At 47.8% G+C, this 20,551-nt stretch carries 16 protein-coding genes; 9 read left to right on the top strand and 7 right to left on the bottom strand.

Going from position 1 to position 20,551, the window contains the following annotated elements; genetic code table 11:
- The 3 genes from V7S65_RS30250 (at position 1) to V7S65_RS30240 (ending at position 5,689) form a co-directional block, all read left to right on the top strand.
- Positions 1-1,122: an efflux RND transporter periplasmic adaptor subunit gene (locus V7S65_RS30250; RefSeq protein WP_336389299.1), complete on the top strand. Its 1,122-nt coding sequence runs from the start codon at positions 1-3 to the stop codon at positions 1,120-1,122.
- A 142-nt stretch (positions 1,123-1,264) separates the two neighbouring features.
- The gene (locus V7S65_RS30245) at positions 1,265-3,154 is read left to right on the top strand and encodes a sensor histidine kinase (RefSeq protein ID WP_336389300.1); all 1,890 of its coding nucleotides are present in this window, start codon (positions 1,265-1,267) and stop codon (positions 3,152-3,154) included.
- A 102-nt stretch (positions 3,155-3,256) separates the two neighbouring features.
- Positions 3,257-5,689: a TonB-dependent receptor gene (locus V7S65_RS30240; RefSeq protein WP_336389301.1), complete on the top strand. Its 2,433-nt coding sequence runs from the start codon at positions 3,257-3,259 to the stop codon at positions 5,687-5,689.
- A 70-nt stretch (positions 5,690-5,759) separates the two neighbouring features.
- On the opposite strand, the gene V7S65_RS30235 is transcribed toward V7S65_RS30240, so the two are convergent.
- Entirely contained in the window at positions 5,760-6,116 is a 357-nt protein-coding gene (locus tag V7S65_RS30235; protein ID WP_079473007.1) for a hypothetical protein, read from the bottom strand.
- Between the two features lie 122 nt (positions 6,117-6,238).
- Between V7S65_RS30235 and V7S65_RS30230 the strand changes: the two genes are divergently transcribed.
- Complete coding sequence (locus tag V7S65_RS30230; RefSeq protein ID WP_336389302.1) at positions 6,239-8,581, top strand: TonB-dependent receptor; 2,343 nt, start codon at positions 6,239-6,241, stop codon at positions 8,579-8,581.
- Positions 8,582-8,643: 62 nt separating this feature from the next.
- Here V7S65_RS30230 and V7S65_RS30225 read toward each other — a convergent pair whose 3' ends face one another.
- Positions 8,644-9,483 carry a sugar phosphate isomerase/epimerase family protein gene (locus V7S65_RS30225; protein ID WP_079473009.1) on the bottom strand — a complete coding sequence of 280 codons (840 nt, stop codon included), beginning with the start codon at positions 9,481-9,483 and terminating at the stop codon, positions 8,644-8,646.
- Positions 9,484-9,659: 176 nt separating this feature from the next.
- Between V7S65_RS30225 and V7S65_RS30220 the strand changes: the two genes are divergently transcribed.
- The 3 genes from V7S65_RS30220 to V7S65_RS30210 all read left to right on the top strand — a co-directional run bounded on the left by V7S65_RS30220 (position 9,660) and on the right by V7S65_RS30210 (position 12,819).
- Entirely contained in the window at positions 9,660-10,391 is a 732-nt protein-coding gene (locus tag V7S65_RS30220; RefSeq protein WP_079473010.1) for a DUF481 domain-containing protein, read from the top strand.
- A 58-nt stretch (positions 10,392-10,449) separates the two neighbouring features.
- The gene (locus V7S65_RS30215; protein ID WP_336389303.1) at positions 10,450-11,583 is read left to right on the top strand and encodes a helix-turn-helix domain-containing protein; all 1,134 of its coding nucleotides are present in this window, start codon (positions 10,450-10,452) and stop codon (positions 11,581-11,583) included.
- A 75-nt stretch (positions 11,584-11,658) separates the two neighbouring features.
- Positions 11,659-12,819 carry a serine hydrolase domain-containing protein gene (locus V7S65_RS30210; RefSeq protein ID WP_336389304.1) on the top strand — a complete coding sequence of 387 codons (1,161 nt, stop codon included), beginning with the start codon at positions 11,659-11,661 and terminating at the stop codon, positions 12,817-12,819.
- Between the two features lie 8 nt (positions 12,820-12,827).
- Here V7S65_RS30210 and msrB read toward each other — a convergent pair whose 3' ends face one another.
- Positions 12,828-13,346 (bottom strand): peptide-methionine (R)-S-oxide reductase MsrB, encoded by a 519-nt coding sequence (gene msrB / locus V7S65_RS30205; RefSeq protein WP_079473013.1) that lies wholly within the window; start codon positions 13,344-13,346, stop codon positions 12,828-12,830.
- A 199-nt stretch (positions 13,347-13,545) separates the two neighbouring features.
- On the opposite strand from msrB, the gene V7S65_RS30200 reads away from it, so the two are divergent.
- Positions 13,546-14,682 carry a lactonase family protein gene (locus V7S65_RS30200; RefSeq protein WP_336389305.1) on the top strand — a complete coding sequence of 379 codons (1,137 nt, stop codon included), beginning with the start codon at positions 13,546-13,548 and terminating at the stop codon, positions 14,680-14,682.
- Here V7S65_RS30200 and V7S65_RS30195 read toward each other — a convergent pair.
- The 4 genes from V7S65_RS30195 to V7S65_RS30180 all read right to left on the bottom strand — a co-directional run bounded on the left by V7S65_RS30195 (position 14,663) and on the right by V7S65_RS30180 (position 19,261).
- Positions 14,663-15,784: a glycosyltransferase family 2 protein gene (locus V7S65_RS30195; RefSeq protein WP_336389306.1), complete on the bottom strand. Its 1,122-nt coding sequence runs from the start codon at positions 15,782-15,784 to the stop codon at positions 14,663-14,665. The two genes, V7S65_RS30200 and V7S65_RS30195, sit on opposite strands and share 20 nt — an antisense overlap.
- Before the next feature lie 46 nt (positions 15,785-15,830).
- A complete protein-coding gene (locus tag V7S65_RS30190) occupies positions 15,831-16,586 on the bottom strand; it encodes a glycosyltransferase family 2 protein (protein WP_336389307.1) in 756 nt (251 codons plus the stop codon).
- 141 nt (positions 16,587-16,727) lie between these two features.
- The gene (locus tag V7S65_RS30185) at positions 16,728-18,389 is read right to left on the bottom strand and encodes a lectin (RefSeq protein WP_336389308.1); all 1,662 of its coding nucleotides are present in this window, start codon (positions 18,387-18,389) and stop codon (positions 16,728-16,730) included.
- Between the two features lie 227 nt (positions 18,390-18,616).
- Positions 18,617-19,261: an HAD family hydrolase gene (locus tag V7S65_RS30180; RefSeq protein ID WP_336389309.1), complete on the bottom strand. Its 645-nt coding sequence runs from the start codon at positions 19,259-19,261 to the stop codon at positions 18,617-18,619.
- A gap of 81 nt (positions 19,262-19,342) precedes the next feature.
- On the opposite strand from V7S65_RS30180, the gene V7S65_RS30175 reads away from it, so the two are divergent.
- On the top strand, positions 19,343-20,398 hold the full coding sequence (locus V7S65_RS30175; RefSeq protein ID WP_336389310.1) for a serine hydrolase domain-containing protein: 1,056 nt from the start codon (positions 19,343-19,345) through the stop codon (positions 20,396-20,398).
- Positions 20,399-20,551: the final 153 nt, after the last annotated feature.

Here is a 20,551-nt window from a genome sequence, read left to right as displayed (position 1 = left end):
ATGAACAGCGGTTTCCGTATTACATTTCCTTTATTGTCAGCAATGGTGATCATCGCAGGACTGTACAGTTGCAGTACCTCCGGCGCCAAAGAGGGGAAAGAAACATCCGCCATTGCAGCAGCGCCTGCTGTTGAAGTTTTCTCCCTGACCCAGGGCAGCTTGTCTTCCTCTATACAAATCCCCGGGGAGCTGATCGCTTTCCAGCAGGTAGATCTTTATGCCAAAGTGAGCAGTTTTATTAAGAAGATGAGTGTAGACGTGGGCAGCGAAGTATCTGCCGGCCAGCTGCTGGCCACTATGGAAGCGCCTGAAATCAATTCACAGCTCTCCGGTGCAGAGTCCAGGTTAAAGTCGCAGGAGGCCATCTATTTATCAAGCAAGGCTACATACGACCGCCTGCTCGAAACCAGCAAAACCCCCGGTACCGTTTCACAGAATGACCTGGACCTGGCCTTTGCCCGCCAGAAATCCGACCTGGCCCAGCTCGACGCTGCCAAGGCCGCACACCGCGAAGTAGGCGATAACCGCAACTACCTCGAGATCCGCGCGCCTTTCAGCGGGGTGATCACCGCGCGTAATGTAAGCGCCGGCGCTTATGTGGGCCCTTCCGGAAAGGGTTCTGAAATGCCCATCTTCACCTTACAGGAGCAAAAGAAACTCAGGCTGGTGGTAAGTGTACCGGAAGCCTATACCAGCTACCTCACTAACCAGAGTGAAGTGGCTTTTAAAGTAAGATCCCTGAACAACAAAGAGTTTAAAGGAAAGGTGATCCGCCTCGCAGGCGCACTGGACCGCAAGCTCCGTTCCCAGCATATTGAAATTGATGTAGCCAATAATGATAAATCGTTGTTGCCCGGTATGGTGGCAGAAGTAGCCATTCCGCTCACCGGCAACGCCAGCAACTTCGTGGTACCTTCTTCTGCAGTCCTCAATTCTACCACCGGCGTATTCGTGGTGAAAATACAGGACAAGAAAACTAAATGGGTACCGGTAACTACAGGTCGCAGTGAAAACGGTAAAACCGAAGTATTTGGGGAACTGAACGTCGGCGATACGTTGGTGGCTACCGCCACTGAAGAAGTACGGAATGATGCACCCGCTCCAAATGTAAAAGTTAAGTAGATAGATAGTGGATGAAGAGAAAAGTCATTCCCGCAAGGGGGTGGCTTTTTTTTATGGCTGCCCGCATATAGGCCGAAAGTCCTTCTCAATAAATTACTTAAAAAAAAGTGTAAATTGTATATATGAATTTTTTCCCCATAACATGAATACACCTGCAAAATTAACCATACTCCTGCTGGTTGTTGCGCTATTTTTCCTCCAATATCCTAAAGCCTCTGGCCAGTCTGCTTTGATATGGGAAGAACAGGCGCGGCTTTCCTCTATCCGTGACAGCATCAAACTGGTGGATGGCATGAATCGCGTTGGGCTGCTTTACCAGGCTAAAAGTATCGACAGTTGTTTTTATTACGGGATGAAAGCAAAGGCGCTCGCCGGCAGGCTGCATTATGCCAAAGGCGAAATAGATGCGGATAACGTTATCGGTACAGCCTTCAGCTGTAGAGGACTATACAGGGAAGCACTGGCAGTGTATAGCGGGGCACTTACCGGTTACCGGCAACTGAACGATACCTCCAATATTGTCCAGGTACTCATGAATATGGCGCTGGTATATGCAGTAATACCTGATAGCATAAAATCTGAATCATTCTTCCGGCAAGCCATGAAGGCGGGTGAACATCTAAAGCAGGACAGTATCCTGAGTTTACTCTATGTTAATTATTGTATGTTTACCCCGTTGCAAAGCAATGATAGCGCCAGCTATTACCTGGGCAAATCATCAGCAATTGCCCGCCGGTATAAGATGGAATGGGTCCCCATTCTTGTTATGCAGATACAGGCAACCCGTCTGCTTCAACAGGGCCACAGGGAGGAGGCACTGCCATTAATTGAGGAAACCCTGCACAGGTCCAGGGCTATAAGTATGGAACTCCTTGAAATGAATAGCCTGGTCTCCCTGGGCGATTACCATAAGAATAATGCAGACAGTGCGCTGAAATACTATCAGCAGGCTTACCAGCTGGTAAAAGAATCGGGCTACATGAATATGATGATACCAGCGTCCCGTGCAATTCTGGAGACTACCCGCTTAACCGGCAATGCCGCAAAGATCGACCAGGCGCATGGGGTACTGGAAGAAGCGCTTACAAAAGAAAACGAAAACCTGAAAAATTTCATCGGCGACTATGTTAAATATAATATGGTAGAGGAGGATAATAAACTACTGGAAATCAGCAACCGTAACAAGCAAGCGAAAATCTGGCTGTTAATCGCCTTATGTGGTGTCAGCGCATTGCTGGTAGCTTTTATTTACCGGCAATACCGTGTATTACACCGTTTGAATCAGAAAATATCCGAGCAGAATAACAACCTGCAAACAACGCTCTCCGTGCTGGAGCAAAGCCAGGAGGAAAACACAAGGATAATGAGAATAGTAGCCCACGATCTCCGCAGCCCCATTGGCGCTATGACCTCCATCGCTACACTGCTGCTGCAGGAAGCGCCGCGCTCTGAGGATGATGAGATGATGCTGAACCTTATCAAAACTGCGGGAGAGAACTCGCTGGAGTTGACCTCAGATCTTTTACTGATAAACAGCCGCGCAGAAGAATTAAAAAAAGAAGCAGTAGATATGTATCAGTTGATTCATTATTGTGTAGACCTGCTGCAGTTCAAAGCAGGAATAAAAAATCAAAAAATTAGTTTGCATGCGTCCCATACAACCTCGTATGTGAACAGGGAAAAGATATGGCGGGTAATAAGCAATCTGATTACCAATGCCATTAAATTCAGCCCCGATGGAGCTAATATTGGCGTACAGCTGGAGGAAAAACAGGACGAAGTGGAGATTGTTGTAAAAGACAATGGGATTGGTATTCCTGCTGAAATGCAAGGTAAAATATTTCAAATGTTTACAGAAACCAAGAGGAGAGGCACTGCCGGCGAAGAATCTTTCGGCCTGGGACTGGCCATATCCAGGCAAATTGTAGAAGCACATAAAGGCCGCATCTGGTTTGAAAGCGTGCCTGGCAGCGGAACAACGTTTTTTGTTACTTTGCCTAAACGTAATCCGGTATTAGAAAAAGCCAGTTAGTGATAATTTTTTCCCGATTGCGTAAATCAAATTCCGTATCCGTCTGCCTCCGCATACCTCCTTCCCCGAACTTTGCGCCAGCAAATTTTAAGGAACCAGACAATGGAGAAAGCTATGATAAGGGAATTTTTAAAAAGAACAGCATGGTGTTTACTGTTCCTGTCAACAATCGTATCCGGCACATCATTCGCCGAAGAAATAGACAACGGCGGCAGTATCAAAGGACTCATCACCACATCGGACAATAAACCGGCGCCAGGCGTGGTAGTAGTGTTAAAAGGCACTAAAAAAACAACCCTCACAGACGATAACGGTACTTATTTACTCCGCAACATCACACCGGGAAATTATACCATCCAGGTATCTCTCACAGGATATGAAACTACCAGCCAGCAGGTAACGGTGGAAAAAGATAAAACAGTTACCGTCAATCTTCAGCTGAATATCTCTGAAAAGAACCTGAATGAAGTAGAGGTAACCGCCTCCCGGAACAAATACACTAAAAGAAGCAGTGAATACGTAGCCAAACTGCCATTAAAGAATATCGAGAATCCGCAGGTATACAGCGTTATCTCCAGCGAACTGATAAAAGACCAGGTGGTAACCCGCTACGAAGATGCGCTCAACAATGCGCCCGGTATCAGCAAATTATGGTCATCTACCGGTCGTGCCGGTGATGGCGCAGGTTACTTCTCGCTGCGTGGCTTCGCGGTACAACCTACGCTGGTAAACGGCCTGCCCGGCTTAACCAATGGCGGCCTGGATGTAGCCAACGTGGAAAGGATTGAAGTAGTGAAAGGCCCGTCCGGTACACTGTACGGCAGCTCCGTAATTTCCTACGGCGGTTTGATCAACACCGTTACCAAAAAACCTTACGACCACTTCGGCGGCGAAATCAGCTATACCGGCGGCGGCTATGGCCTCAACCGTATTACCGCTGATATCAATACCCCGCTGGATAAAGATAACAAAGTGCTGCTGCGCGTAACCGGCGCTTATCATGATGAAAACAGCTTCCAGGATGCCGGCTTCGTAAAGAAACGCTACATCGCACCATCGCTTACTTACCATGCAAGCGACCGCCTCACCCTGATGCTGAACACCGAATTCCTTTCTACGGAAAGTACCAACCCAACCATGCTGTTCCTCGACCGCGGCACCGCGCTGTTTGCAAAGAACCTGCAGGAATTGGGATACGACAACAAACGCTCTTATACCAGCAATAACCTCAGCATCAAAACGCCTACTTCCAGCATCCAGGCGCAGGCTATCTATAAATTATCCGATACCTGGACCTCACAAACCATCGTGTCAAGAGGCACCGCCAAATCAGAAGGATATTATTCTTACCTGTATGAGGCTTCTTCAGCCATACCAGGTTTCCCTAACATTTCGCCGACCTTTGCCCGGTATATCAGCTACCAGAATGGTAGTACCAATACCACCGATATCCAGCAGAACTTTACTGGCGACTTTAAGATAGGCCAGTTCCGTAACAGGGTAGTAGCCGGACTGGATTATTTCAGCCGTCAGACACAAGGCAACAGCACCGGGTATGTAATGAACGGCCTGGTAAACATGGCTGGTAACGACAACGGCATTCTTTCCAGGCAACATACGGATTCATTGCTGAATGCTTCCTCAATAGATAACTCCAACCTCAAACAGGAAACATACAGCGCTTACGTGTCGGATGTATTTAACATCCTGCCCAGCTTATCTGTAATGGCCAGTTTGCGTGTAGATCATTTCAAGAATGGTGGTCTTACTGCCGGTACCAACGAGAAATACGAACAAACCGCCCTGTCGCCTAAATTCGGTATCGTGTACCAGCCCATCCTGAATACATTGTCCGTTTTTGCTAACTATATGAATGGTTTCACCAACAGCGCACCAAGACAACGCGCCAGCGATAATGTTTGGCAAACTTTCCGTCCTGAACAGGCAAATCAAATGGAAGGCGGTGTGAAAGTAAACCTGTTAGGTGGTATGATCACGGGTTCTGTAAGCTACTACGATATTAAAGTGAAAGATATCATCATGCAGGTAGGCGGAGGCCCTACAGCCGGCTATACACAAGGTGGCGAAAGAACCAGCCGTGGCGTAGAAGCGGAAATCGTGGCTAACCCGGTAGCAGGATTGAACATCACCGGAGGTTATAGCTACAACGACAGCAAATTCGTGAAAACAGATGATAAAGATTATGAAGGCAGACGCCCCGAAGAAGCCGGCCCTAAAAACCTGGCGAACCTCTGGGTAACCTACAAATTCCAGAACGGCCCTGTGAAAGGCTTTGGTATCGGCTTCGGTGGCAACTATGCCAGCGAAAACATGATCCTGAACAGGCTCACCACCGGCGTATTCACTTTACCGTCCTACACCGTGTTAAATGGTTCCCTGTTTTATAACACCAACAAATTCAATGTAGCCTTTAAACTGGATAACATCGGTAATAAAGAATACTACAAAGGCTGGAGCACCATTGAGCCACAGATGCCCAGACGTTTTTCCGGAAACGTAACCTATAAGTTCTAAAGACAATACTACATAAGAAAAAAGAGGATGTTCATTTTTGAACATCCTCTTTTTTGTGCCGGCTTCTTTGTTACGCAGCAGTAGTATTATTATTGGCCGGTGGCGCTTTCTCCTCAGCATCCACCATCCATTGCGTGAATTTATACTTCGGCAATATTTCATTCAGCTTTTTCTTCAGCCACTTGGAAACAATTTCAAACACAATAAAACCGATCACGATAGAGATGGTCCATTCCATTGTATTGTAGGTGTGTTTGTCTACCACGGTTTTATGGGCGGTAAGTCCCCATAAATTCCGGATGCTGCGGGTGGTAAAGTAGTGGGATACCAGGCGGGTAGACGCCATGCCGATAACGAATCCTAAAAAATTGCCCACATAATTATTGTAAACGTATTCCAGGAATTTTCTGATAAGCTTAATTTTCATGTAAGGGATCTTTGCCCGCTAAGCTAATATCAAAATTTTCTTTTCCAGCAGATTTTTTTCCGGAATGTTAAAACGATGCAGTTTTCCTTGTTCTATTTTTGCAAAAATTTTCGCATCCAACCATGAAGAAATTGCTGTACTGCCTGATTTTATTACTGCCGCTGTATGCTTTGTCTAATACAGAAACTGATTTCGGTACCATTAAAGGAAAAATAACTACCAGCGATAATCAAACCGCCGCCTCGGTAACCGTGGTGATAAAAGGAACGTCGAGAAATGCCATCACCGGGAATGATGGTACATTCACCATTCACCGGGTACCTGCCGGCGACTGGCAACTGGAAATTTCACTGATCGGTTACCAGACGCTTACCCAAAACGTAACCGTGGAAAAGGGGCAAACCACAAACGTATCCCTCCGGCTGGAACTGTCTGATACACAGCTGCGGGAAATTGTAGTTAATACCAACCGTAACAAATTTGTTGATAAGAATACGGACCAGGTAGCACGGCTTCCGCTGAAAAACCTGGAGAACCCACAGGTATACCAAACAGTAGGCAAGGCCCTGATGCAGGAACAACTGATCACCGAGCGTACGGATATTTACAGGAATATTCCCGGTGCAGTGCCCAACTTCGCCGTAGGCGGTTCTCAGGGTATGACCATCCGCGGTTTTTCCAATGCCACAGGTATGCGGAACGGTATGGTTACAAGCGCCATCGTGCCTTTGAACCCGGTTATCCTCGAACGTGTTGAAGTAATAAAAGGCCCTTCCGGTACTTTGTTTGGCAGCAACCGCAACATCACTTTTGGTGGCCTCTATAACTATGTAACCAAAAAGCCGTACGAACAGTTTGGCGGAAACGTAAGCTTCACAGGCGGCAGCTTCGAGTTTGCACGCTTTACTGCAGATATCAATACCCCGCTGAATGAAGACCACTCCATGCTGTTCAGGCTCAATGCCGGCGCGCAAACGGAAGGCTCTTTCCAGGATCAGGGATATGCAAAAAATTATACCATTGCTCCCAGTTTCTCCTACCAGGTGAACGACCGGTTGAAATTCCTGGTAGACGTGGAAATCACCAGGGGCAACTTCGCCACCGGCACCTATGCCGTAAATGATTTTAAAAACGTGACTGCCAGAAGCTTTAAAGATCTTAAGATCGGGTATAAGCGTTCATACATCAATAATGGAGCGGATATCAGCAATGGCATCAACAACATCCAGGGCCAGATCGAATATAAAATATCGGACAGCTGGACTTCCCAAACCAACTACCTGTTTTCTGAAGGCTTCTATAAACATTTCTACTGGACCAACATGACCCTGCTCACCGATTCTACGATGGCGCGCAGCGTGAGGAACCAGAAACCCGAAACGTTTGGTAATATCCAGCTGCAACAGAATTTCATAGGCGATTTCAGGATTGCTTCATTGAGAAACCGCCTGGTGATTGGCATCGACTACAACTATAATTATAATAGCCTGAACCGGGTTACTGTGAACTATGATGTGGTGAATATAAATCAGCCGGTGAAAGAACTGAATCCTGATTTGATTGATGACCTGTCTTATCAGAAAGGATTTTCTGCTACCCGTACAAAGTCTAACAGTTACAGCGTTTACGCGTCTGATGTACTGAACATCACCCCGGCGCTGATGACCATGCTGAGCCTGCGTGTGGATCGCTTCACTACCGGCGGTACTTACACGGTGGCTACCGGTAAATATGCCGGTGATTATAATCAGACCTCTTTGTCGCCCAAGCTGGGGATAGTATACCAGGTGTGGAAAGACAAGGTATCTTTATTTGCCAACTATATGAATGGTTTTGTAAACCTGGCGCCGCTTGTACAACCGGATAATACCATCCTGAACCTGAAGCCGCAAAAAGGCGACCAGTGGGAAGGTGGTGTAAAAGTGGAGCTGCTCGACAATAAATTAAGCGGTTCCGCCAGTTATTATAACATTGATGTTACCAATGTAACCCGCACGGAAATTGTAGATGGAAAAACATTTATGTTCCAGGATGGTACGCAACGCAGCAAGGGTTACGAGGTGGAATTGGCGGCCAACCCGGTAGCCGGACTGAATATTGTTGCTGGTTATGCTCATAACGAGAACAGGTATACGAAAGCGTCTGCAGCTATACAGGGAAAGCTGATTGTGGGCAGCCCTAAAGATGTAGCTAATATCTGGGTAAGCTATCATATGCCTTACGGAAAGATGAAGGGACTGGGCTTTGGCGCCGGCGGAAACTATGTAAGCGACTCCTGGTTTGAATCCAGCAATACTTTTCTGTTGCCGGGATATACCCTGTTGAGCGCTTCTGTATTTTATGATCAACCGAAATACCGGCTGGCATTGAAAGGCAATAATCTCCTGGATGAAAAATACTGGGATACCAATGGTATCGCGCAAAAGCCGGTGAACTTCCTGGCAAGCGTTACTTTAAAATTCTAAAAAAAATGCAGGTTGCCGGATGTATATCTTCCGGCAACCTGCGTTTGTTGCAGTGATCATGATCAGCTGTTAACCGTACTGATCACACCCCTGAAAAAGCCGGCGGATTCGGCAATGCCCGGCAGCGGATCACTCATATCTTTTTCAAACTCCAGGCTGCATACGCCTGCGTAGTTGATTTTCTCCAGCGCTGTAACCAGCTTTTTGAAATTAATGACGCCGCGGCCCAGTTCAATGGCTTTGCCATCTTTTACTGCTGCTGAAATATCTTTGATATGCAGATCGAAGATCCTGTTTTTATAAGCCAGGATGGCTTTGGAAGGCTCTTCCCCGGCGCGTGCGGCATGCCCGATATCCAGGCAGAGGCCCAGGCGTTCGTCCCTGTTTTTAATAAGATCGTATGCGTTTTTGGGACCGGGATACAGCTTGTCTTCCGGACCGTGGTTATGCACCGCCAGGCGGATATTATACTCCTTTATCTTTTTCTCGGTATAGTCCAGCAGCTCCGGATTAGGCACGCCTACAATCAACGGAACGCCTACACGTTTGGCATAATCGAAAGCTTCATCTACTGCTTTTTCTGTTTTCATGTAAATAACGCCTACGGCATACACGTTAATACCCGCTGCGGAAAATTTACCCAGCACTTCCTTTATTTTTTCCGGAGAACTGTTTAAGGGGAGATGGATATCTTTTACAGAGATGTTTTTGATATTCACCCGGTTCATCATGGCGATGGCCTGGTCGAGATCAAATTTGGCAAAGGTATAGCCCGCCATCCCGATGGGCAGCAGCGCTTTTTTTGCCGGAACAGCGGCAGCTGCGGCAACGGTGAAAGGCGCCATAGTAGTAGCTGCCATGCCCAATGCCGTGTGAAGCAGGAAATTTCTTCTTGATGACATATTGTAAACTGTTTACGTGGTTTTAGCAAAATACACTGCCCGGAAAATATGCGCCGGGAGTACAATGGGCTAAGATCTCTAAAAAATGTTGTTTTTTATAATAATAGCCGTTGAATGTTCAGGCACGTTAATTGCGGCGCCCGGAACGCATTATTATAACACCTAAGCAAGTGATCATGAAGAGATTAGTTTTACTATGGATGGTATTATTTTACGGCTTAAGTTCCAGCGCCCAGTTCAGCGACTCGGTGCATTACTACATTAAATACGCTTCTACGGGTTCGGTGAACAGGACCAACGACGGCAACTCTTTCCTGCTCAATAATAACATGGGCTTTAAAATCAGTAAAAAGAAGATGACCCTGAACATGGGCGCCAGTTATGTATATGGAAAGCAGGACCACAGCGTTACCAATAACGATGTTTCTACCGCGATGGATTTTAATATTTACCGGGGAGAAAAGAAAGTGTATTTCTGGGGATTGGCCAACTATGATAAAAGTTATTCCTTAAAGATCAACGATCGCTTCCAGGGCGGTGGTGGCGCAGCATATGACGTCATTAAACGGAAGAACGCTACCCTCAACCTGAGCGATGGACTCCTGTTTGAAAACAGCGATCTTTTCCTGCACGACACCATCCCCGACGTGTATCATACTTTCCGGAATTCCTTCCGGGTATATTATAAATGGGTGATCAAAGACATCATTGTGCTGGAAGGCTCCAATTACCTGCAAAACTCGCTGTCTCACGGAAACGACTATATCATTAAATGCAATAATGCCCTTTCCGTGAAACTCCGTTCCTGGCTGGCTATCACCGCTGCCATGACCTACAATAAATTAAACCGTACTGAGCGCGAAAACCTGCTGATGAATTACGGCCTCACCATAGAGAAATTTTTCTAGCGGGGCCACTGCTCCGAAGGGTAAATATTTTATCTTATTTTGCCGGGGAATTGATACTATGGAGCGTTTATTCCAAACGATTATTTTACTGGGCGTAATCCAGGGTTTCATTGTAAGCGGACTCCTGTTTTTCTCCACCAGGAAACGGGCGGTAAACCGTTTTTTAGCGGCGCTTATTTTCCTGCTCAGCATGGCCGGTTTTTGTTTGTGTGGTTCCTATTATCATTGGTTTAACTCGCCATTGCTCAATTTGCTGTCGCAGTTATTGCCGCTCATTGTGGTAATGCCGGTAGGGCCGCTGATGTATTTCTACATACAATCTTTTTGCGATCCGGAATTTAAACTCACCCCGCAACGGCGAAGGCACTTCTGGCCGGTGGTCATCGACCTGGGAGCACCGGTTGCGGCCGATGTGTTTGTGGTGGGCGTGCTGACGGGCGTATTGAAGAATAACCCGCAGCCGTGGATCATCTTTATAGATACCTATAATGTATATTCAGACATTCCACGATGGGTGTCACTGGCCATTTATACATGGTTGTCTTTTAAATTCCTGTCGGCATATAAACGCAGTCACCCACCTGGCGCGGGATTGCGCTGGCTGCAACAGCTCACCTGGATGTTTGCGGGCTTTCTTGCTATCTGGCTGGTATACCTGGTGCCGTATATTATTCCCCGTTATACCGATGTGATACTCGATAAATTCGACTGGTATCCTATTTATGTACCCATGACTTTCCTGATTTACTGGCTGGGGATTAAAGGGTATATTATTTCCTACCAGGAATTGGTTACGGCTAAAAAGGCCGAAACTATATTGCCGGAATCTACTACAACACCGGCTGTAACGTTGCTGAAAAAAGCAATGGAAGAAGACCAGCTGTTTCTGAATGCAGCGCTTACCCTGCAAATGGTGGCGCAGCATACCGGTTTACCGCCCAAAACTATTTCTGCAGTGTTGAACCAGCATCTGCATAAAAATTTTAATGAGTATGTAAACGGCTACCGTGTTAACCTGTTCAAGGAAAAATTGTTACAGGAGGATGCTGATCAGCTTACCTTCACGGGCATTGCATATGATTGCGGCTTTTCTTCACCGGCTACTTTCCAGCGGGTGTTTAAACAACTCACCGGCATGTCGCCCTCAGAATTCCGGAAAAGCGCCCCGGATGCGCAGAAATCAGCGCTTTAATATGTCTCAAATCCGGATATGAGTAGGTGACAACGCGGTAAACAGGGAGCTTTGCCACCAAAATAAATGACCCGGATGGTACATCGCGCTAACTTCTCCTTTTTGATCATCGCCTTATTTTTATTTGCCTGCCGCGCCAGCCGGCCGGTCCAAAACAATGCACCGGTCACCTCCCGTGATGCAGTTTGGAATGCTGCAGCAATGACCCGTCTTGAAAAGAAACTGGAATATCTCCGGGAAAAATATCATATCCCCGGTATTTCGGCAGGCGTGGTAAATGAACAAAAACTGGTATGGAAAAAAGGCTTCGGCTATGCCGACCTGGAAAAACAAACAGCGCCCGATGAAAACACGGTTTACCAGGTAGCTTCGGTTACCAAAACGTTTGGCTCCATTATTCTTATGCAGCAGGTACAGGCCGGGAAGGTAAGCCTGGATGATCCTATCGGTAAATACGGCATTAACCTGGGCGCCCGCTGGGGCAGCGATCCACGGATCAAAGTCAGGCATCTGCTTACACATACCGCCATGGGCAGCATGTTTAACAGCTATAAACCCGGCTACGTATTCCGCTACAATGGCAGCTGGTATAATGAACTGGGGAAGGTAATTGCGCAGTCGTCCGGGCATACCTTCGGGGAATTGCTGATGGAACAGATCATTAGGCCGCTGTCGCTGAAAAGTACGGCGCCCAGTACCGATGATAGTGTCAACTTTGCATTAAGCGGTTATGATAAAGAAGCGTTTATGCAGCGGGTAGCCAAACCGTACGACTGGAAAAACAAGCAGTTGCAGCCCGTTACTTTTTCATACGGTTTTGGCCCGGCGGCGGGCATCATGAGCAATGTGGCCGATCTGGCGGTTTACTCCACCGCCATTGATAGGAAAATGTTCCTGGCAGATAGTACCTGGGAGAAAGTGTTTACGCCTTATGTCACCCCCAAAGGCAAAACCATCCAGTACGCGCTGGGATGGTATGTAAAGTACTACAAAGGCGTAAAGGTAATGTGGCATACCGGCTGGTGGACCGGCTATTCTGCCCTGTTTGTAAAGATCCCGGAACGGGATCTGACATTTATTATCCTGGCCAACTCACAGGATCTGAGCCGGCCTTTTTATCACCTGGTGAAACCCTTGCCGGGCATTGGGATGTTTAATCCTTTCCGGCGTAATTTAAACAAAACGCTGAGGGTTTCCGCGTTTGGCGAAGCCTTCCTGGATCATTTCCTGGAGTGAATCCCGGTTTAATGCGCGCCGGGATCCGGTTCAAAGTCCAGCGACACGGAGTTCATGCAAAACCGCTTGTGCGTAGGAGGGGGGCCATCATCGAAGATATGACCGAGGTGCGAACCGCAACGTTCACAGATCACTTCCGTCCTTTGCATACCGAAGGAATTATCTTCCTTGTAGATCACGCTGTTGGCTTTGAGTGGTTCAAAAAAGCTGGGCCACCCGCAGCTGCTGGCAAATTTAGCGTCTGATCTGAACAGGGGATTGCCACAAACCGCGCAATAGTAACTGCCTTTTACCTCGGAATCCCAGTATTTGCCTGTAAATGCCCGTTCGGTGGCATTTTCCCTGGCTACGGCATAGAGGTCGGGCGGCAGTATTCTCTTCCATTCGGCGTTGGTAATATGCAGTTTCCGTGTATCCGTTCTGGAATAGTAAGGATTTTTCACTGGCGCTTGTTTATTGTTGCTATTCTGGCTATGGCAGGCAATCTGTGTGGCCAGGATCAGTGTTAAAAGAAATATTATTCTCATCTCGCAAAAAAAATACTGGTGAATAATACAATAACCCAAAATTACCGCTTTAAATCCGTAATAAGGACGGCTATCCTGCCAGGTGGATGAACCGTCCTTTTTTTACAAAATCTTTAAAATAACCCTGTGATCATTTTCCCGTTTTTTTTCGGGAGATAATTATCTTAGCCGATATCTTCATGCTTAAATCATCATCACATTGTTACATAAATTAGTCTTTGCCTTCGTTATTACGCTTTTCAGCGGTTTCATTGCACATGCACAGCAATACTATCTCTTCGTGGGAAGTTATAACCGCGATAAAGACAAAGATGGCGTATACCTGTTCCGGTTCAACTACCAGACCGGTGCGTTGCAGCAGGTGTCTGCCACCAAAGGCATTCTCAATCCCTCTTTTCTTACGTTATCGCCCGATGGAAAATATATTTACGCCTGCTCCGAAGCCCAAACACCTAACGTGGGCGGTGTCAGCAGTTTTGCTTTCGACAGTGTGAAAGAAACGGTAACGCTGCTCGACCGGCAGGACAGCGGCGGTGATAACCCCGCCTATGTAGGCGTAGACCCAACCGGCAAATGGCTCATCTGCGCCAATTACAGCGGCGGCAGCCTGTCCATTTTCCCGCTCACCGGCGGCGGACATATAGCTCCCGCCAAACAAACCATTGCTTTTAAAGACAGCAGCATTGTACGAAGCCGGCAACTCAGCTCACATATCCACGCGGCAGTTTTTTCCCCGGATGGCCAGTATGCTTTTTTTCCGGATCTCGGCGCAGATAAAATCCATGCCTACCAACTGGCGCCGGATGCTGCAGCACCTTTACAGCCGGCCAATCCGCCATTCACGCGTACCACTCCCGGCAGCGGTCCCCGGCATATCACGTTTCATCCCAGGCTGCCAATGGCTTACTGCATTGAAGAAATCAGTGGCACCGTTACGGCGTACCAGTACCATGCCGGTAAACTGGATAGCCTCCAGCGGGTAGATGCCCGCCTGGCTACCTCCCAGGCTGATTATGGCAGCGCCGATATCCATATCTCACCCGATGGCCGCTTCCTGTATGCCTCCACCAGGGAAAACGCCAACAGTATATTTATCTATTCCATTAACCAACAAAACGGACGATTGAAACAAATAGGCGTTGAATCCACACAGGGTAAACATCCGCGGAATTTTGTGATTGATCCTACAGGTAAGTTTCTATTGGTGGCCAATCAGAAAACAGGGAATATTGTTGTTTTTAAAAGAGATCAGAAAAGCGGACTGCTGAAGAAAACAGGCGTGGAGGTAACGCTGCCAAATCCTTCGTCGCTGCAGATCAGGGCTTACGCCAGATAATAATGAGCAGTGTGAGCAACAGCAGATATAACACCCACTTTACTATTTTGTAGGTATTGGTTTTGAAGAAGGTGTTCTTTTTAATGGTGCCGGTATCATCAAAACGTTCGGTGATCCTGGAAAACTCTCCGTGGGTGAGCTTTCCCCACAGCTCCCCGGCATCGTTTACCAGCTTCAGGATGGTAACATGAAACATTACTCCAAAGGAGCTGCCGGGAAAACGTTTTTTGATCATTACCGCCGTTGCCGCCAGTTCTACAGGTAAGCTACCCACGGCAAATAACAACACGGGGATAACCCAACCGGGGGCCGTAAACAACAGCACGAGTGCTGTGATGCCGCAAAGTAATATGGTTTCGGGCGTATTGGGCAAATTGCGGTAGGTATAGTTTGGATTGTACTTTCCCAAACGGCTGTTGCCAATTCCATACCGGTAAGGCCGTTTGTAGTTGGCACGGCCACCATCCCACCACGGATGGGTAACAGCTGCTTCCGGCAACGATCTGAAATTTTGTTCGTTATTCCTGTCGCGCACATGCAGGAAGAAATCAACATCTTCACCACCACCGGCTTTCGGGTAATCGGTAGAGAAACGCACATCGCCCACCGCACTTCTTTTTACCATGATATTCGCGGTGGCGCCCCAGGTAAACGAAGGCTTATTCGCCGCCACAGAAAAGATATTTACATTGCCGTTGACCATCAACGCCCTGGCAAAATCGCTGGGTGGCGGTGGAAAATGAATAAGACCAATGAATCCAATTTCATCGGGATGTTCTGCCGCAGCAGCTGCATACCTGAACAACAAATCATCTGTTACTGTAACATCATCATCCAGGAACAGGATCCAGTCGCCTTTTGAAACAGATATGCCCCGGTTCCGGGTGCCGGAAGCACCGAGGTTTTTTTCATTGATATAAAGAAATACATCGTTGTTATCCGCCAGCGCCCTGATACTTTCAGCAGGCACTATATCCGGATTATCTGCCATCAGGTAAAACTTAATGACAGCATTATCCGGCCTCGGCAGGCGAAGCACAGGAAGTACATATTTTTCCTCCAGCCGGAAGGACGGCATTACAACATCTATAGTGAGTTTCATACTTAGCAGATAACGGTAGATAAATCAGGTAGCACTACATCAACGCTTACGGCGCCCAGAGGTCTTCTTCGCGCAGCAGTTTTTTCTTGTAACGTTTCACCAACATCCGCACATACATCCACCAGCCCATTCCCCTGCGGATCAGCTGTAATTTATCTTTCAAAAATTGCCGGTCTTTATTATCCGAGGAAAACCCGCTCATGTTATACAATACTATGGTAATGGGATAATGCTGCTTCTTAAAATTGCGGTCGCCCCAAACGAGGAGGTTAAGCGCGTAATCAGCCAGTACTTTATATTGCAGATCATAGGAATATTTCCGGAAAACGCTTTTCGGGTAAATAATGGATTGATGGTTCATACAATATTTGGCGAGGCGGTATTCGCTGAAACTGCCTTGTAAAAGCGGATATTCAACGGGACCGTTTGTATTGAACCCGGTGCTGTTGCCATAGTAAATAGTGTGGTCATCGCGGAGATATGAGGAGAGTTCACTGAAGCCCGGCAGGAGGCGATCGTCGCTGCCCAGGAAATATAACCAGTTTCCGCTTGCCATCCCGATGCCTTTATTGAGTGCGTCATAGATGCCCTTATCCGGTTCACTCACCCATTTCACCAGCTTCAGGCCGGATTCCTGCACAATGCTCAGGGTGTTGTCGGTACTGCCTCCATCTACAATCACCACCTCCATTCCTTTCACAGTCTGTTCCTTAACAGATTGCAGGCATTCTCTGAGGTGCTGACCGGCATTATACGTTGCGATAATTATGCTGATCAATACATCACCGGGTCGTTCATTCATTCGATATACTAGTTGATTACCGGGGCTAAAATTAGGGCTATTTGTTTGTTTTTTTATTTGGTTATTTGGATATTTTGTTGTGATAGCCCGGCATGATGTAACGCCATATCCAAATAACCAAATACTAAAACAGGGGAATCATTACTGGTTTACCCTGAACTTTTCAGTAGCCCCGATAGTAGTATGATTGCAGGTCATAGGCTGTGTACCGCCTTCGCTGGAAACATAGCTGCCATTGCTGCCCCTGAGTGAAATAGTGCCATCGCTGTTGCTGATCCAGTCGAACTGTTCCCACGGACCAATAACACTACGGTTGCAGTTCATGGCCTGGGTACCATTTTCTGAACATACATAAAAGCCACCGTTTACCAGTGCTACTTTACCGCTACCGGCGCTTACCACGGAAAACTGTTCCCATCCCTGGGCTACGGCGCGGTTGGCATTCATGGCCTGCGTGCCGTTTTCACTGCTCACGTACAGGTTATTGGAGCTTTTAAGGGTAATGGTTTGCCCGATGGGAGCGCCGCCACCGCCGCCCACTACAGGCGCAGTAGGACGGGTAGCTGTTAAACCGATTTGTCCTTTCAGCATTTTACCGCCGTCGCCGGTGAGGCGCAGGTAGTAGTCTGCGGAGCAAACCACGCCATCTTCATCCAGGGTCACAAAGTTGGAGCCCACGGGAATAAAGGAGGCGTTTTCTGCTGTTTTGGCAATCTGGTTACCTTCGTTGTACTCGTCAAACATAGAGATGTAAATGCCCTGGGCGCCTACCCGTACCATGTTGTAAAACTGGCGCCACATAAAGTCGCCATGCGCGCGCTGGTGTTCCTGTAAATCACCCGGCAGTACGCAGGGCTGGTAGTCGATCCCGTTGTTGTTACAATACGCCTGGTCTGGTGTGTTTACATTGGTGTAGAAATTATCTGCGTCAGCAACATTACCGATCCTGCCTACCATCCACGGTGAAATCATATTCAGCGCGCTGTAGGTAGCGAGGAAGCCGGGCCTGGAATCGCTGGTTTCGGTACGCCAGTGTGTGGGTACGCCGCCGATTACATAGCAGCCCTGGTTTTTGAACCAGTTGATCACATCCAGGCATACCGCGGCAGACCACGGGTGATTGGAGTCGTTGAAGCCAAAGCCCCAGATACATACCACCGGCTTGCCATTCTGTTTGGCGTAAGCGGAAGAAGAGGTGTAGGCCGACATCTTGGTGGTCCAGTCGGTTTTAATCTCAGATTGCATGTTGGTCCAGCCGCTGACATCATACATGATGTAAAACTTGCGGCCATAGTTTTCCGCAGCAGTTTTTACTTTGGCGGTAATGGCGTCGCGTACTGGTCCTTCGGTGCCATTTGGATTAAAGCGCTGCAACGCCGCGGCGTCGATACCGTTTTGCTGCATCCACAGGAAGTGGGTGTTCACGGTTTGGTCGTTGAAAGAAGAGAACAGTTTCGCAGGTTGACCATTGCCGAGGTTTGCCCAGGCAGTTTGATAGGTGCTGCTGTAGTCCCTTACATCGGGCCAGGACTTAATACCATTATTCGTGGAAGAGGGCGACGCGCCCCAGTTCTGCGTCCAGTGCCACCAGGCATTGATAGGGGAGCCATCGCCGTTGGCGGCAAACCAGCCCTGGTAGCCTACCGTGATTTTGCCGACTACGTCGCCAACAGGAGAGCCCAGTGCGCTGATGCCGGACTTCTTGCCATCGAGCGACTGGAGTGAATTGACGGCCTCTTTTTTGGAGCAGCCAACAGACAATGCAACAAGGGTTGCGAAGAGAAGATGCAACTTGTTTTTCATGTGTGGAACAATTGATGATGATTAGGAATTACTATCGGATTTGCTACCGTGGTTTTCTTAGAACAATGCCGGGCTATGGATAATGAAACGTGGAAGTTTTCTGGTGCAATTAAGGGGAGAGGCACTAATCAGTGCATTAATAAAGGGCTAATAAACAAATTAGGGCTGACTTTTTTTTCATCCGGAGCCGTAATACGGTCTCCGGGTACCCGCATTACCGGTCGTGATCAGGGAAATCCTGCATGTAATTCATTCACCGTATTAAAGATATAATCGGGTGAGGCATCCCGCAGTTCCTGCGTACTGCCGTAACCGTAGCCAACTGCAATGGACGGCAGCTGGTTTTTCTGTGCGCCTATGATGTCGTGTTTGCGGTCGCCCACCATAACGGTGTTGCCGGCATCCAATTGTTGTTCGGACATCACATAGCGGATCAGTTCCGCCTTGTCGGCCCGCGTGCCATCCAGCTCGCTGCCATATACCGCCGTAAAGTAAGGCTCCAGGTTAAAGTGCCGGATCACGATGTCGGCAAATACTTTTGGTTTGGAAGTGGCAACAAACAACCGTCGCCCCTGTGAGCGCAGCGCAGTGAGTAATTCCGGAATGCCGGCATACTGCTCGTTTTCATAAATGCCGGTTACTTTGAAGTACTCCCGGTAAGCGCTAACCGCCTCCCATGCCTGCGATTCGGTAAAGCCATAATATTCGATGAACGACTGCTGGAGGGGCGGACCAATAAACGGAAGCAGCTTCTGAAGGTCCGGCTCGGCAATACCTGCCTTTGCCAATGCATACTGAACGGATTTGGTAATACCGGTTTTAGGATCTGTAAGCGTACCGTCGAGGTCAAATAAAATATTGGCGTATTTCATAACGGTTGCAATATAAATTAAAAAGAGGACGTTGAATAGGTTCAGGTTATTTCTTAGCTTACAACTGAATACAACTGTCACATGAATGATTTCTTCCGGAACTCCCTGTCCGCTATTATCTCCATTTTTCTACTCGCTGGATGCAGTAAAAGTGAATCCCAAACCATTATCGCCACCGGCTACAGTGATGTGGACCAGGTGCTGAACGACTCCGTACCTGTTGCCTTTGATGGCAAATGTTATGCAGTGATTCATGAAAATGGCAAAACCGTATATGCGAAAGGATTTGGCGGCTATACCGGCAGCACACGCCAGCTCATTGCTTCCTGTTCCAAATGGTTATCGGCGGCAGTGGTTATGAGCCTGGTAGATGAAGGGAAAATAAAGCTCACCGATAGTGTGGGGAAATATCTGCCTGTTTTTACTACTTATCATAAAGGAGATATCACCATTGCGCAACTCTTCTCCCATACATCCGGTTTCCCCGGAAATTCTTCCCAGGGATATGAATCCAATGTGCTGATCACGCTCACACAGGCGGCAGATGGTATTGCCCGGAATGTGGCGCTGCTGAACCGGCCCGGCACCACCTTTTATTATGGCGGCGTAAGTATGCAGGTAGCCGGCCGCATTTGTGAAGTGGCCTCCGGTAAAAGCTGGAGCGCCCTGGCGGCGGATAAAATATTTGCGCCCTGTGGCATGACCAGCACCGATTTCGGACTCACGGCCAATCCGCAGATTGGCGGCGGCGCCCGGAGTACACCGGACGATTATATCCGCTTCCTCGATATGATCATGAACAAAGGCGTAGCCGCTAATGGTACCCGTGTGCTCAGCGAAGCCGCAGTAGCAGCAATGGAGGAGAGTCAAACCGGCCATGTTACTGTCACTTACACCCCTTATCCTGGAGTACTGCTCAATACAAAAGATTTCTACGGCATCGGCAACTGGAGGGATGTAACCGCTCCCGGTGGCGCACTGATTGAAAACAGCAGCCCCGGCGCCTTTGGCAGCCATCCGTGGATAAACCGCGATAAAAAGCGCACGGGTTTTATCTTTACTTTTATTGCCAGCAACGGTTATCTTTCCACTCTACCCACCTGTTTAAAGATCCGGGCGTTGGTGAGGAATAAATAATAAATGCCTTATTAAGTCAAGATAGTGTCTGTTTTAGTCAATTTTCAGGGAGAGTTGTTGCCCCATTGCCGTTAATTTTGATGGTATACAAATTCCACGGAAGAGGTCATATACCTATGGTCTGCCACAGTCGGAGATTATTAATACATAACA

The organism is Chitinophaga sp. CCNWYY40, assembly GCF_037483205.1.
Taxonomy (GTDB): domain Bacteria; phylum Bacteroidota; class Bacteroidia; order Chitinophagales; family Chitinophagaceae; genus Chitinophaga; species Chitinophaga ginsengisegetis.
The sequence above is the reverse complement of the archived record's forward strand: the minus strand, read 5'-3'. Positions and strand labels throughout refer to the sequence as shown.